Annotated in this window: 20 protein-coding genes; 8 read left to right on the forward strand and 12 right to left on the reverse strand. The window is 36.7% G+C overall.

The genetic code is table 11. From position 1 onward, the window contains the following. Window positions 1-9: 9 nt before the first annotated feature. From AADH04_RS05145 to AADH04_RS05160, 4 genes are all read left to right on the forward strand, one after another. Window positions 10-366: a hypothetical protein gene (locus tag AADH04_RS05145; protein ID WP_434779180.1), complete on the forward strand. Its 357-nt coding sequence runs from the start codon at window positions 10-12 to the stop codon at window positions 364-366. Window positions 367-685: 319 nt separating this feature from the next. Next, entirely contained in the window at window positions 686-1,714 is a 1,029-nt protein-coding gene (locus AADH04_RS05150) for a hypothetical protein (protein WP_434779181.1), read from the forward strand. Further along, window positions 1,701-2,258: a GTP-binding protein gene (locus tag AADH04_RS05155; protein ID WP_434779182.1), complete on the forward strand. Its 558-nt coding sequence runs from the start codon at window positions 1,701-1,703 to the stop codon at window positions 2,256-2,258. The genes AADH04_RS05150 and AADH04_RS05155 overlap by 14 nt, the downstream gene beginning before the upstream one ends. Before the next feature lie 69 nt (window positions 2,259-2,327). Continuing rightward, a complete protein-coding gene (locus tag AADH04_RS05160; RefSeq protein WP_434779183.1) occupies window positions 2,328-2,687 on the forward strand; it encodes a hypothetical protein in 360 nt (119 codons plus the stop codon). Window positions 2,688-2,882: 195 nt separating this feature from the next. Here the strand turns inward: AADH04_RS05160 and AADH04_RS05165 are convergent, their stop codons facing one another. The 9 genes from AADH04_RS05165 to AADH04_RS05205 all read right to left on the reverse strand — a co-directional run bounded on the left by AADH04_RS05165 (window position 2,883) and on the right by AADH04_RS05205 (window position 10,260). Further along, window positions 2,883-3,326, reverse strand: coding sequence for a hypothetical protein (locus AADH04_RS05165; RefSeq protein WP_434779184.1), 444 nt, complete (start codon window positions 3,324-3,326; stop codon window positions 2,883-2,885). 149 nt (window positions 3,327-3,475) lie between these two features. Continuing rightward, window positions 3,476-3,826, reverse strand: a complete 351-nt coding sequence (locus tag AADH04_RS05170) for an STAS/SEC14 domain-containing protein (protein ID WP_434779185.1) — start codon at window positions 3,824-3,826, stop codon at window positions 3,476-3,478. Window positions 3,827-3,975: 149 nt separating this feature from the next. Then, complete coding sequence (locus AADH04_RS05175) at window positions 3,976-4,563, reverse strand: DUF1003 domain-containing protein (protein WP_434779186.1); 588 nt, start codon at window positions 4,561-4,563, stop codon at window positions 3,976-3,978. 87 nt (window positions 4,564-4,650) lie between these two features. Further along, the gene (locus AADH04_RS05180) at window positions 4,651-5,106 is read right to left on the reverse strand and encodes a GNAT family N-acetyltransferase (RefSeq protein ID WP_434779187.1); all 456 of its coding nucleotides are present in this window, start codon (window positions 5,104-5,106) and stop codon (window positions 4,651-4,653) included. A gap of 36 nt (window positions 5,107-5,142) precedes the next feature. Further along, a complete protein-coding gene (locus AADH04_RS05185) occupies window positions 5,143-6,021 on the reverse strand; it encodes a DMT family transporter (RefSeq protein ID WP_434779188.1) in 879 nt (292 codons plus the stop codon). Between the two features lie 88 nt (window positions 6,022-6,109). Then, the gene (locus AADH04_RS05190; protein WP_434779189.1) at window positions 6,110-6,385 is read right to left on the reverse strand and encodes a septum formation initiator family protein; all 276 of its coding nucleotides are present in this window, start codon (window positions 6,383-6,385) and stop codon (window positions 6,110-6,112) included. A gap of 12 nt (window positions 6,386-6,397) precedes the next feature. After that, complete coding sequence (gene eno, locus AADH04_RS05195; protein ID WP_434779190.1) at window positions 6,398-7,681, reverse strand: phosphopyruvate hydratase; 1,284 nt, start codon at window positions 7,679-7,681, stop codon at window positions 6,398-6,400. 75 nt (window positions 7,682-7,756) lie between these two features. Next, on the reverse strand, window positions 7,757-8,611 hold the full coding sequence (gene kdsA, locus AADH04_RS05200) for a 3-deoxy-8-phosphooctulonate synthase (RefSeq protein WP_434779191.1): 855 nt from the start codon (window positions 8,609-8,611) through the stop codon (window positions 7,757-7,759). An 11-nt stretch (window positions 8,612-8,622) separates the two neighbouring features. Continuing rightward, on the reverse strand, window positions 8,623-10,260 hold the full coding sequence (locus AADH04_RS05205) for a CTP synthase (protein ID WP_434779192.1): 1,638 nt from the start codon (window positions 10,258-10,260) through the stop codon (window positions 8,623-8,625). Between the two features lie 321 nt (window positions 10,261-10,581). Between AADH04_RS05205 and rpmB the strand changes: the two genes are divergently transcribed. Together rpmB and rpmG are read left to right on the forward strand one after the other, a co-directional pair. Continuing rightward, window positions 10,582-10,815: a 50S ribosomal protein L28 gene (gene rpmB, locus AADH04_RS05210; protein WP_009174153.1), complete on the forward strand. Its 234-nt coding sequence runs from the start codon at window positions 10,582-10,584 to the stop codon at window positions 10,813-10,815. Window positions 10,816-10,845: 30 nt separating this feature from the next. Further along, a complete protein-coding gene (rpmG, locus tag AADH04_RS05215; protein WP_434779193.1) occupies window positions 10,846-11,001 on the forward strand; it encodes a 50S ribosomal protein L33 in 156 nt (51 codons plus the stop codon). Between the two features lie 80 nt (window positions 11,002-11,081). Here rpmG and AADH04_RS05220 read toward each other — a convergent pair whose 3' ends face one another. The 3 genes from AADH04_RS05220 to AADH04_RS05230 all read right to left on the reverse strand — a co-directional run bounded on the left by AADH04_RS05220 (window position 11,082) and on the right by AADH04_RS05230 (window position 12,807). Then, a complete protein-coding gene (locus tag AADH04_RS05220) occupies window positions 11,082-11,552 on the reverse strand; it encodes a YbjQ family protein (protein ID WP_434779194.1) in 471 nt (156 codons plus the stop codon). Beyond that, entirely contained in the window at window positions 11,553-11,873 is a 321-nt protein-coding gene (locus AADH04_RS05225; protein WP_434779195.1) for a YbjQ family protein, read from the reverse strand. It lies immediately after the preceding gene. 169 nt (window positions 11,874-12,042) lie between these two features. After that, the gene (locus AADH04_RS05230; RefSeq protein WP_434779196.1) at window positions 12,043-12,807 is read right to left on the reverse strand and encodes an amino acid ABC transporter permease; all 765 of its coding nucleotides are present in this window, start codon (window positions 12,805-12,807) and stop codon (window positions 12,043-12,045) included. Window positions 12,808-13,028: 221 nt separating this feature from the next. Here AADH04_RS05230 and AADH04_RS05235 point away from each other — a divergent pair, with 221 nt between their 5' ends. Further along, window positions 13,029-13,472, forward strand: a complete 444-nt coding sequence (locus AADH04_RS05235; protein ID WP_434779197.1) for a GNAT family N-acetyltransferase — start codon at window positions 13,029-13,031, stop codon at window positions 13,470-13,472. 177 nt (window positions 13,473-13,649) lie between these two features. After that, window positions 13,650-14,405, forward strand: coding sequence for an RnfABCDGE type electron transport complex subunit B (locus tag AADH04_RS05240; protein ID WP_434779198.1), 756 nt, complete (start codon window positions 13,650-13,652; stop codon window positions 14,403-14,405). Window positions 14,406-14,419 lie beyond the last annotated feature (14 nt).

The following is a 14,419-nucleotide window of genomic DNA, read 5'->3' on the forward strand; positions in this document are numbered from 1 at the left end:
AGTTTTTTTATGAACGCAAAAGATAGCTTAGCAGAAATTTTAACTTTAGATGGCGCCTTATGCTGCAGCGTTGTTGATTATAACAGCGGTATGATGTTAGCTTCAGCTGGTTCAGGTGCGGATTTAGAAATTGCATCAGCAGGTAACACTGAAGTGGTACGTGCAAAACTAAAAACAATGGAACTACTTGGTAAAAAAGACCATATTGAAGATATCCTGATTTCATTGGGAACAGAATATCACATCATTTATTTGATTCCTTCTTTACCAGGTATCTTTATTTACGCAGTTTTAGACCATGCTAAAGGCAATTTAGCAATGGCTCGTCGTAAAATTCAAGATGTAGGTAGTTCTTTAACGATTTAATTAACGTTATTAAACCTGACAGATTATTCTGTCAGGTTTAATTTTTTCAATAAATAAAAAACCACTCTATTTTTCATCAATACCTCTCTTAACCGAATATTCTTCGGTCAAACTCAACCCACTTAACACAATTACTTATATTTATATTTTTTATAGACCACATTTTTTAAATTAATCTAAAAAATATTTACTTGCATGTAATACTTTTCTTAATTATTATTAATTTTTCATTTATACCAAAGAAAAATTAATACCCAATAAGATTATAAAAAATTAAAAATAAAATCTTACCTTTGTTCTTGTATGATTACCTAAAAATATGAATAAACAACCCATAACTGTATCGTTTCTGAGCACGAGTCTTGCCGATGAAACTTTATTAAAACAAACCATTTTAGCCGCTGCACAACAGCTAGAATTAATGATTGTGTTTAATAACTCCACTGAGCCTAATATTTTATTTGTACATGCACATTCAGCATTTACACAAATTATGCTCAATAAAACAAAGGATAGTGCTCAGCCTATATTATTTTTTGTTCACAATCAAGAAGAGCCTTTTTTTCACGATCATCCCTGTATCAAAGCCACTATTACCGTACAGGCGCTTATCCCCTTATTCCAACAATACCTCATACCTAATATTTCAACAATACAAACAACTGAACAACCAAAATTAGACATACAACCACAAAAAGCAAAACCATTCTCATCTCTAACACAGTTGGCACAATACCTTTTTGCTTATGCACCAGAAGAAGAAATTTCTTGCTCGATTGAACACAATAATAGAATCATCACACTAGATGCCAAATCCGAAACATTTTTCTTAAACTCAACCGAAACTTATGATTTTAATAAAAACAATACCTCAATAGAAAAGCTACTGCAATGTTTTAAACATGGTGGAGAAATCACCTTATTTCCTCGAAAGCATTTAGATCAGCAAACGCATCAATACCCAAAATATCTGTTAGAGAGATTTTTATGGATATTGGGTACACAAATAACAACACAACTGATTCACAATATTTCAGATAAAAATACTTTTGGCGTGACTCGTTGGCCTGATTTTGGTTCATTAAAAACTGACCCTATCTATTTACGTGTCTGCACTTTAATGACCCAACAGCCCTTAACAATAGAAGAGATGAAAAAACGCTTTCATTTTACACAAGAACAATGTATTGGCTTTTTAAACAGTTGTATGTTGTGTCAATGCCTTATTTGGGGAGAACGAGAAAATAACCCAACTTTTACCAAAGATCATCATGTTGCACCAACCTTATCATTATCAGAAATACAAAATTGTCGTATCGACTTAGGAATTGATCATGACCATGGATAAATATAAAGTGCTTTTTGCTGGCGATGTTGGTGCAGGAAAAACAACCGCAATTGGCAGTATCAGTGATATTCCACCTATTTATACCGATGTAAAAGCGTCAGATGCCGAACAAATCGGCAAAACCCACACAACGGTTGCCTTTGACTATGGTGAAGTGAATCTACCTTATCTACAAAATAGGTTACGTTTATATGGTTTACCAGGACAAACCCGTTTCTCTTTTATTTGGGAAATGTTGTGTGAAGGGATGCTGGGTACCATTATTTTAGCAAACAATAGCAAACCCAATGCCTTAGAAGAAACTCAAACATTTATTCAAGCTTTTAATCCGTTTATCCAAAAAAGTAAAACCGCCATTATTTTAGGTATTACCAAAACCGACATTGCATCGCATTTCAAAATAAGTGATTACTACAATATGCTTTCACAAAACGGTATTTGTGCCCCTATTTTTAGCATTGATGCCAGAGAAAAAGGCAGTGTCCTTTTACTGATTGATGCATTACTGAGCCAAATTGAAGCAGTACATATTATGAAGAATTAAGGTCAATACACACATATTGATTTTATTAAGTTGTAACGAATAACCTCACACTATTAAAGGAAGAAAATTATGGCAGATATCAAAACCAGTTTAGATCAAATAATGAATCTAGATGGCGTCTTATGTTGCAGTATCGTTGACAGCAATACAGGTATGATGCTTGGCTCTGCAGGTTCAGGAGTAGATTTAGAAATAGCATCAGCAGGAAACACTGAAGTTGTGAGAGCAAAATTAAAAACAATGGATATGCTTGGTTTAGATGATCATATAGAAGATATTCTGATTTCTCTTGGCAAACAATTTCATATTATTCGCCCAATAGCCTCTGCGCCTGGTATATTTATCTATGTTGTACTGGATAATACTAAATCGAATTTAGCATTGGCTCGCAGAAAAACGCAAGAAGTAGAAAAATCATTACAATTTTGATGAATCACTACTCATATAAAAAAATAATACCTGCTCTAAAAACAGGTATTATTTTTTTATATGCAAATAACCGATTAAATTATCAATAAAAACAATCTACATCATCTATTTCAGTTACTTTACACAATACTCTTTAAGCCTAGAAAAAAACTAAAAGTAGACAGTAGGGGGAAACGCTAACCTCCCCTCATTATTTTACCAACCTTCAGGATACCAGCCTTTGCGCCACTTATCCGCTTCTAATACAACAGGTTCATGCCCAAAATCATAAAACCAAGTATCCACAACCCATTGTTGCCCATTTTCTTTTTCTTTTATTCTACTGGCGTAATGCAAATCTAAAATTCTAGGCGCTCGATAATAAGGTTTCATGATTTCATGAAACTGTAACAGGTTTAAACGACTCAAAAATTTAAGAAAATAAGTATCTGTTTCACTATGATCCACACAGTCCATGCGTCCATCGGCGGTGCCATCCTTAAAATTTCCTGCTTTATCGGCAAAAATAGGGGTTTGGTCTCCTGCAATTAAATACAATTGTAGAACCGCTTTTTGAATAGAAGCCCTCTCCTCTTGCGCATTAGCCACACCATCAAACAAAGTCTTAATCTGTACCACCTGCTCTTCAGTAATGTTCACTGTGGCCTGTTTCTTGCAGCCATAGTGGTAACAAACATTCACCGAATGTGCATAAACGATTTGGCCATAAACAAAGAACAATAAAAAAATGGCACTTATGCGGCCATAATGTATAAATTTATCCTTATTCCTCAAAATCCTACCCACATTCAGCTATCTTTATCCAACCAATTTTGTGCCATAGGCACTGTATCAAAAAACTTAGCATGCTGCGCTGTTAATAAATTTGAAATATGTGCCCCCACTTTCATCCAAATATCATTTACAACCACAGCCACTCGACCAAAATCATGCTCATGCGCTCTGACGAAGCGCATCTGCTCCCATGCCATATCTAAGGTAAAATCCTCAAGGCAAGATAAATCCAGCAACAAATCAGGTCGATGAACCTGATGAGTCCGATTGATTAACGATTGTTCAAATTGTTTAAAGTCTTCTAAAGTAAAAGATTCAGACAAAGTAACTTTTAAACCATATTTTTGCTCTTCTATTTGTACCATATTTATATTCCAACACTGCAATAATTGACAAAAGATGCGCTATCTTAGCAGTTATTATAAATAGTGAATATGATTTTTTGGATTCATTTTATTACGATAAAACCGTTAAAATACCCACTAAATTGATAAGAAAAACCAAAAAATTAATTTTATTGCTTCGTTTGGGTAAAATTACGATGAATTTCTATAGTCATGCGTTCAATACGTTCTGCCAACTCCTTATTTAATTGAGTCAACTCCGTATTTTGCTGCAAAAGTATCAATAATTTTTCATTACATTCAGCAGCTATAATTTGCCTTTGTTCGGCAGTCTTTGCCAAATCTTCTCTATGTAACGCTTCTAACTGAGCCCTTGCCTTTTCTCGATCAGCCTGACGAGTTTGAGCCAATAAAATAAGGGGGGCAGCATAAGCCGCCTGTAAACTAAAAGCCAGATTCAATAAAATAAAAGGGTAAAGATCAAATTTTGCCCAGCCTAAAATATTGATACTCATCCACACCAACACAACAACTGTTTGTGCAACCAAAAACAAAGGCGTCCCAAAAAATCGAGCAAACCCCTCGGCCTTAACAGCAAACCAATCATCCCCAAAAAGTGAACTTAAATGTAGATAATTTGCCAATCTACTTTTGTGGCGCAATAAAGTATCTGAACTTAAATTAGGCATATCTGACTGTACTGCTTGATCAGTTTCTCCAGCACAGACATCTACTTTTCCTGTTTGATCATCCATCATTTTTACTCACTGAGCAATAACTGTACCATTCAGTATACCTATAGTATAACCAATTTGTTTTTTATTATTTCAATCACAAGAAAAATATTAAATAGACAATAAAGACATATGCAAAATCGGAAATGGTCGACCTGTACCATCAAAGGGCGAACGCCCTATGACCTCAAAACCATGTTTTTGATAAAATGCCATAGCCAAAACATTTTGCTCATTCACATCTACTGCTGTTACTTGATGTTCTTTGATCGCAAAATCCATCAGTAAAGAACCTATTCCATGACCATGTTTATCAGGCTCAACAAACAGCATCTCTATTTTTTGCTGATCAATCCCAATAAACCCTACTGGTATTTCTTGTTGATCCTTAATTTGCCAAACAGGGCAAGACGACAAAGCCTGTTCAGACACAATTTTATGGAAAAACGAGATATCTGATTCATCTAAAAAATGATGCGTCTGTTTAACCGCTCTTAACCAAATGTCAACCAAAGCATCATGATCTTTGAGTTGATATGGCTCAATTTTCCATTTTATTGCTGACATAACAACCATAACCTTTTTTATTAACTTTATCTGTTTTTATAGGGGTTTCGGTTTACCCAATTTAGTGACAAAGCCACTGGCAATAATCACCAACATTGCTAAAAATTCCTGCCACCTTAACACATCATGTAAAATTAACGCACCTAAAATTGATGAAAAAACAATGGTTAAATACGAAAAAGAAGAAGCCACAAACTTATTGCCTTCACTATAGGCTTTAGTCATGGTCATTTGTGCAATGGTGGCACAGACTCCCATACCCACAATATAGAGCATATTATGTAAAGTTAAAGTACTCCAACCATATAGTGTTGATAATACAGCGCCACCTATAGCACAAACTAAGGAAAAGTAAAAAACAATACGCCATTCTGGCTCATTCAAACGTGTTAACTGCTGAACCTGAATATACGCCCAACCACTCAGTAACCCAGAACCTAAACCAATTAAAACAGCTACCCAAGCTTTATCATTAAAATTAGGCTGTAATAACAATAAAACACCCACGAACCCAATCAAAATGCCCAAACCCATTATTTTGGTGATTTGTTCTTTATAAAATAAAAAGGACAAAATAATCATGCCAATTGGAGAGGTATAACTTAACGTCACAGCCGAAGCCAGAGGCAAATGAGTCATCGCATAAAAATAACCCAACATGGCGACAAACCCAGATATAGAACGATTTAAATGTTGTTTCATTAAAGGCGTGTAAACAGACTGATGCTTGGCTCTAGCCATCATGGCCATTAACACCACACCAAATACACCACGCCAAAAAACCAGTTCTATAAAATGAAAGTGCCCAGCACCAAGCTTAACAAATACACCCATTAAGGCAAAAAATAGTGTGGCTATCACCATCCAGCCCGCACCTAAACGCAAAGAAAATCTGGAGCTATTATGGGTACTCATAAGATATTAAATTTCATTTCAATAATCAGACGCAATCATTTTGAACAATAAAGACAATACTCAATAACGATACTGAGCAACAAAGACATTACTTATTTTTAATACGATAAAAATGTTCGCCTGGCGCGATATAACCTATTTCATCCCGAGCAATTTCAGCAATAGCTTCTTGCCCTTGTTGTAAATCCTGAATTTCAGCAGACATTGCTTTATTTCTACGTTCGAGTTTGTCGACTTCTTGTTTTTGTATTTCAACTCGTTTTTTAGAAAGGCGCACTTCATTAAAATTGCCCTTACCCATCCATAAAGGATACTGTAATGCAGCCAGAGCAACCACTAAAAATAAAGTACGCCACCAGTTCATAATCATTAAAACCTAAGCAATATGATAAAAAGCAGCTTTACCTGGATAGTATGCACTTTCCCCTAACTCTTCTTCAATACGCAATAGCTGATTGTATTTAGCCATACGATCTGAGCGAGAAAGAGACCCTGTTTTAATTTGCATACAATTGGTTGCCACGGCTAAATCAGCAATAGTACTGTCTTCTGTTTCACCTGAGCGATGACTCATCACACTGGTGTACCGATTTCGCTTAGCTAAATCAACAGCTTTTAATGTTTCAGACAAAGTCCCAATTTGATTGACCTTAACCAATAATGCATTAGCCAGCCCTTGTTCAATACCTTTAGCCAAAATGGCAGGATTAGTCACAAACAAATCATCGCCAACCAATTGGATTTTTTTACCCAATCTTTGCGTTAATGTAGCCCAACCAGCCCAATCATCTTCACTCATTCCATCTTCAATAGAAATAATGGGGTATTTGTCTACCAAACTTTCCAAATAATCAACAAATTGCTCCGATGACAAAGCCAAACCTTCTGCACTTAAATGGTACCTACCTTCTTTATAAAATTCGCTTGAGGCACAATCCAATGCCAACAATACATCTTGTCCTGCAACATAACCTGCTTGATCAATTGCCTGTAAAATTAAGGTGATGGCTTCTTCATGGCTTTTTAAATTAGGCGCAAAACCACCTTCATCTCCCACTGTTGTTGCAAAACCCTTCTCATCACAAATTTTCTTTAAATGATGAAATATTTCTGCGCCACAACGTAAAGCCTCTTTAAATGATGATGAGCCGACAGGTACAATCATAAACTCCTGAATATCTAAGCTGTTATTCGCATGAGCACCACCATTAATCACATTCATCATAGGCACAGGCATTGCCATAGGGCCAGCACCACCCAAATAACGATATAAAGGCAAGCCAGCGTCTTCTGCTGCGGCACGTGCCACTGCCATAGACACAGCTAAAATAGCATTAGCACCTAAATTTCCTTTGTTTTCTGTACCGTCTAGATCCAGCATAACCTGATCAATATAAGTTTGATCTGAAGCATCAAGACCAAGTAATGCCTGAGTGATTTCATTATTGACATGCTCAACAGCAGCTAAACAACCCTTACCTAGATAACGGCTTTTATCGCCATCTCTTAGCTCTAAGGCTTCCTTTGTTCCAGTTGAAGCACCAGAAGGCACTGCAGCCCTACCCATTACGCCAGACTCTAACAATACGTCCGCTTCAACAGTTGGATTGCCTCGAGAATCTAAAATTTCACGAGCTACAATATCAATAATGGCACTCATTTTTTCTCCTAATTAAAAGCAAATATTCAAATCAAGTAAGGCTGCTTGAATTCAAGCAGCCCTGTTTTCGTCTATTTATGACAAAGTGTCTTCAATAAATCCCTGCTTTTTCACAATATGGTCAATTTCTTTTAAAGCAGATAATAAATCATACATTTTACCTAAAGGCCAAGCATTTGGCCCATCAGATAAGGCTTTAGCTGGGTCTGGATGCGTTTCCATGAACACCCCAGATACGCCTGAAGCAATTGCCGCACGAGCAAGTACAGGCACAAACTCTCTACGACCACCTGAAGCGCCACCCTGAGCACCTGGCAACTGCACCGAATGAGTTGCATCAAATACAACAGGACATCCTGTTGAACGCATAATCGATAAAGAGCGCATATCTGAAACCAGATTATGATAACCAAAACTGGCTCCTCGCTCACACACCATAAATAGATCCTCTGGCAAGCCTTTTTCCTTAGCTGCTTCGCGGGCTTTATTAATTACATTACCCATATCTTCAGGTGCCATAAATTGGGCTTTTTTAATATTAACAGGTTTACCCGATTGAGCCACAGCACGAATAAAATCAGTCTGACGCGCCAAAAAAGCTGGGGTTTGTAACACATCAACCACACTGGCCACCTCAGGCACTTCTTGCTCTGTATGTACATCCGTTAAAATGGGCACATTCAATTGTCTTTTAACTTCAGACAAAATACGTAAACCTTCTTGCATACCTAAACCACGAAATGAGCTACCACTGGATCGATTAGCCTTATCGTAACTACTTTTATAGATAAAAGGGATATTCAATTTTTGCGCAATTTCTTTTAATTGACCCGCTGTATCAATGGCCATAGCTTCGCTTTCAATCACACAAGGCCCAGCAATCAAAAAAAATGGATGTGCCAACCCAACATCAAATCCACACAGTTTCATTATTCACTCCTTTATGAAGTATGTTTGGCTTGATAGGCCAAAGCAGCTTGAATATAAGCTGAAAACAACGGATGTCCTTGTCTTGGCGTAGACGTAAACTCTGGATGAAACTGACACGCAAAGAACCATGGGTGTTCTGGTAACTCAATGGTTTCAACTAAGCGCTCAGCACCAACAGATACACCACCAATAACCAAACCTGCCTCTTCTAAACGAGGAACATAATAATTATTGACCTCATAACGATGGCGATGACGCTCTACAATATTTGTGTTGCCATAAATTTTAGCAGCCAATGAATCTGGTTTTAGTTCACACGCTTGCGCACCAAGACGCATTGTGCCCCCCATATTGGCATTGGCATCACGTTTTTCTATTTTACCATCATGATTCACCCACTCATCAATTAAAGCAACGACAGGATAAGGAGTTTCAATATCAAATTCAGTTGAGTTGGCATCTGTTAATCCAACCACATTACGCGCATACTCAATTAGCGCAATTTGCATCCCCAAACAAATACCCAAGTAAGGGATTTTGTGTTCACGAGCATAACGTACAGCAGCTACTTTACCTTCGACACCACGCTGCCCAAAACCACCTGGCACCAAAATAGCATCCATATTTGCTAATATAGCCGTACCCTTTGTTTCTATTTCTTCGCTGTCAATATAATGGATATTGACTTTACTATCCGTATGAATACCTGCATGTTTTAATGCTTCTGACAACGACTTATAAGACTCTGTCAAATCTACATATTTACCCACCATAGCGATATTAACCGCAAATTTTGGGTGATCAATTGCATCCAAAATATGGCTCCATGCGGACAAATCAGCCAAAGGCACGTCTAGTTGTAATTGCTCACAAATAAGTTCATCAATACCTTGCTCATGTAACATTGCAGGGACTTTATAAATACTGTCTGCATCATAGCATCCAATAACGGCACGCTCTTCCACATTACAAAATAACGCTATTTTACGTTTTTCATCTTCTGGCAAAGGTCTGTCCATACGACACAACAACACATCAGGTTGAATACCAATTTCACGTAACTCTTTTACAGAATGTTGTGTTGGCTTGGTTTTAATTTCGCCTGCTGTGGCAATATAAGGCACATAGGACAAATGAATGTAAAAAGTATTATTACGTCCCAATTGACTGCGCATTTGGCGAATAGCTTCTAAAAAAGGCAGTGACTCAATATCACCTACTGTCCCACCAATTTCAACAATAGCAACATCAAAACCCTCTGCGCCTACATGAACTTTACGTTTTATTTCATCGGTGATATGAGGAATAACTTGAACAGTACCCCCTAAATAATCACCACGGCGCTCATTGGCAATAACCGTTTCATATACTTGACCGGTCGTAAAATTATTGCGTTTTTGCATGGTTGCATCAATAAAACGCTCATAATGACCTAAGTCCAAATCAGTTTCAGCACCGTCTTCGGTAACAAAAACTTCCCCGTGTTGAAATGGACTCATTGTGCCTGGGTCAACATTAATATAAGGGTCTAATTTGAGCATAGTGACCTTTAGGCCACGAGATTCTAAAATAGCAGCAATTGAAGCGGCTGCGATTCCTTTACCTAAAGAAGAAACCACACCACCTGTTACAAAGATAAACTTAGTCATGACAAAACGGCTTGAATGGAATTCATAATTTTAGCGCAACTGCACATAAAACTAAAGAGCCCAAAGAACAAAAACCATAAAATTATTCCACCCATCACCCCAGAGTCACACAGCTTCATACCATACACCCATACCCATCTGTGTCTTTCATCCTTATTTTTACCTATTTCAATTAGGTTAAAAGAAAAACACCAAGGTAAACTGTGTTTCTAACCAACAAAAAATCAAGCATAACTTTAAAAAAAACAAATTAAACTTGAGTATAAAGGGTTATTTATGATATAAATGCTCTTTTACTTTTTTGGTATTTGGAGTTCCGTAATGGCACGAGTATGTAAAGTGACTGGCAAACGCCCTATGAGTGGGAATAATGTGTCACACGCCAATAACAAAACCAAACGTCGTTTCTTGCCTAACTTGCAATCACGTCGTTTTTGGGTAGAGAGCGAAAACCGTTGGGTTCGTTTGCGCATTTCTAATGCAGCACTACGCACCATCGACAAAGTAGGCATTGATGCTGTATTGGCTGATTTGCGTGCTCGCGGTGAAGCTTAATTTAAACGATTAAGATAATAAAGGTGCATCATGCGCGATAAAATCAAATTAGAATCCAGTGCTGGTACTGGTCATTTCTATACAACAACTAAAAACAAACGTACTATGCCAGAAAAGCTCGAAATTAAAAAATTCGACCCAGTTGTGCGTAAACACGTTATTTATAAAGAAACAAAATTAAAATAATTGTTCTTTTTATAATAGGAAAAGCCCTCTTTTATCTAAAGAGGGCTTTTTTATCGCTCCCCACCACAAATCTCTTATTATTATTTATTATGATGGTTCAATTTACAGGCTGTTCCATAAACAAATAGTTCTGCACATGCCATATTACTTTTATTGCCACGCGCATTCTCATTTAACGAAGATGTTTCAAACCGTACATTAAATACAGCATTTGCACCCAAACGCTTAGCTTGTGCTTTCATCCGCAAAACTGCCTCTCGTCGCCCTCTGTCAAGCATAGACTCATAGGTATCCAGATTCCCACCAAATAAGCTCTTTAAACCAGCCATCCTTTGCTGAAAATAATCACTGGACATCACAACAGAACCGATAACTAAAGGAAATGGTTGTCCTGCACATTCCTCAGGAATCCGTTTTTCATTAAAAATCAAAATATGCTTAAGCACTTGCTCTCGTTGTTTAAGCGACTGATCATGTTTTTTTTCAATGAATGCACCAATCAAATAACAGGAACCAACAAAAACAAAAAGATAAATAATGTATAATGCCATTTACTTACTCTCAATAAAGACAGCCGTACCATAAGCCAAAATTTCAGAAGCACCAGAAGTAATATTGGATGTACTAAACCGTACATTAATAATAGCGTTTGCCCCCATTTTACTTGCTTGTTTTTTCATTCGATCAAGTGCTTCTTGCCGAGACTCATTCAATAACTCTGTATAACCTTTTAACTCACCCCCTACCATATTTTTCAAACCAGCCATCATGTCACGCCCTAAATGTTTTGCTCTGACCGTGCTGCCTTGCACCAAGCCTAAATGCTTGGTAATGGTATAACCTGGAAGTACTTCAATATTGCTGATTAACATATCAATCCTTTACCTTTCCCTCTCTATCAATTATTGATTATATTATTCCAAATAAAACAATCTTCTCTACCCAATGAAAATCGACACTTATTTTACTCATATGAAAACATTATATGCTAAAAAACCCTACATATAGTAGGGTTTCAATAAAACACATACAAACGCTTAACTAACGCGCAACAACTTTATACCTTTTTTCTAAGAAAGAGAAAAAGAATGCTAGACAAATAGTCATCACTAAATAAATCAAAGCAATTGTATAATAAGGCTCTTCATAACGGGCATAGGTACCAGACATGGTTCTGGCAGTAAAGGCCAGTTCCGTAACAGAAATAGCAGATACTAACGAACTGTCTTTTAATAAAGTAATAAATTCATTACCAAAAGGAGGAAGCATTCTGCGCACTGCCTGAGGCAATATAATATAACGCATAGATTGCCAGTACCCCAAACCTAGAGAGCGTGCAGCTTCAATCTGTCCTTTACCTATAGATTGAATACCCGCTCGAAAAATTTCAGTAATATATGCCCCTGCATTTGCCGATAATGCCAAAGCACCTGCTAAAAAAGCACCATACTCTCTTCTGATTTCACTTGCCTGAATACCACTGATGATTAACCCATTGTCTGGATGTATCAACATAGGCATCCAAACGAAATACCAAATAAATACCTGTACAAATAAAGGCGTGCCACGGAATAAAGTCACATAGATTAAAGAAATATAACGAACGACTGCCAAAGCAGCTCTAACCACTATATTGCTTTTTTCTGCATAAGCCATTCTGGCAAAAGCATTAAATAATCCAATAAAAGTACCTGCAAATATGGCAATAACCGTTAATTTTAAGGTCATTAATGCGCCATTAAAGAGCATCTCGCGATATTCCCAAATAATATCGCAACGAAAACCTATTTGATTACAAAACTCCATTGGTTTTTCCCAACCTGAACAAAATAAAATTTAACGCTGTATTCTACAAGAAATTTGGATGTCTTTAAATTTAAATCTAAGCTGATTTGGCTTTTTCAGCCCTTTAATGAACAGTAATTCACTTTTTATTGATATTTTCCTATAAAATAAAGCGCTATTCAAAGAGCAACAGAAAACAACTCCATTTATCTTTGTAAAAAAGCCGCTAAAATAGCACAACGATGGATATTTATTTAATTTCAGAAAATAAAAAACAATTTTTAGATCTATTGCTGCTAGCCGATGAAGAAGAACATATGATTGATCTTTATCTAGATAGAGGAGATCTTTTTGCTCTTTATGATGGTTCTTTAAAAAGTATTTGTGTTGTGACACAAGAGGCAAAAAACACGTGGGAAATAAAAAATTTAGCCACCTATCCCCAATATCAAGGGTTAGGTTACGCAACTCATTTGATTAAATACATTTTAAAATACTATCAAAGGGAAGGTGCGGTGATGTTGGTTGGCACAGGAGACACACCAAAAACAATAGGGTTTTATCAAAAATGTGGCTTTGCCCTCTCTCACCAAGTCAACAATTTCTTTCTTGATCACTATACCAAGCCAATTATTGAAGAAGGCATCCAATTAGTAGACATGATTTATCTTAAAAAAGCGCTATAAAACAATCTTTACGATCATTTTTGATACATTGGTTAACACATTGATTCAATAAAATAACATTAACAAACCACTATACATTATTTTATTTATATCCTTCGCTTGTACCGTTATAATGAGAGCCTTATTTAAAATCAAACAAACTGAAACACTTTAGGATTCAGTAATACGCAACAACCCATGGAAAACTCTTTAGCCGAACAAATCAATGACATACTGCCACAAACACAATGCCGTCAATGTGGCTTTGATGGCTGCACCCCATATGCACAGGCAGTTTCATTGCAACAAGCCCCGATTAACCTATGCCCACCAGGCGGCATAGAAGGCATCGAGGCATTAGCAAAACTCACACAACAGCCAACCATTCCTTTTGCCCCAAACACCATAATAAAGCCAAAAATGTTGGCTGTGATTGATGAACAAAACTGCATTGGTTGCACTTTATGTATTAAAGCCTGTCCTGTGGATGTGATTATTGGCTCAGCTAAAATGATGCATACAATACTCAATCAAGAATGCACAGGTTGTGCGCTATGTTTACCACCTTGTCCAGTTGACTGCATAACAATGGTGCCTATGTCAGCGGAGCGAACATTATATGAGTTATCTTTAAGCACTGACGAAAAAAGACAAATAGCAAACAATTTAAAACAACGTTATGAACTGAAAAAACAAAGAAACACCAAAATAAACAAAACAGAAAATAAACAATCTAGTCCTATACAAAAAGAACAACAGATCGAACAGAAACCTGCAACATCAACTAAAGCAGATTTTCTTGCTCAAATCATGGCTAAAGCCAAGCAACAAAACATGCTCAGTCATTCTTCAATACAAAAACAAGCATCTGAGATCAAAATAGAACAAGAGTTAGCTCAAGCTAAAGCAAGGAAACATCGCTTAAAAATGCAAGAAAAATACAAGAACAAATAGAAATAGCCTATTGT

It is taken from the genome of Neisseria sp. Ec49-e6-T10, from assembly GCF_051132615.1.
Taxonomy (GTDB): Bacteria; Pseudomonadota; Gammaproteobacteria; order Burkholderiales; family Neisseriaceae.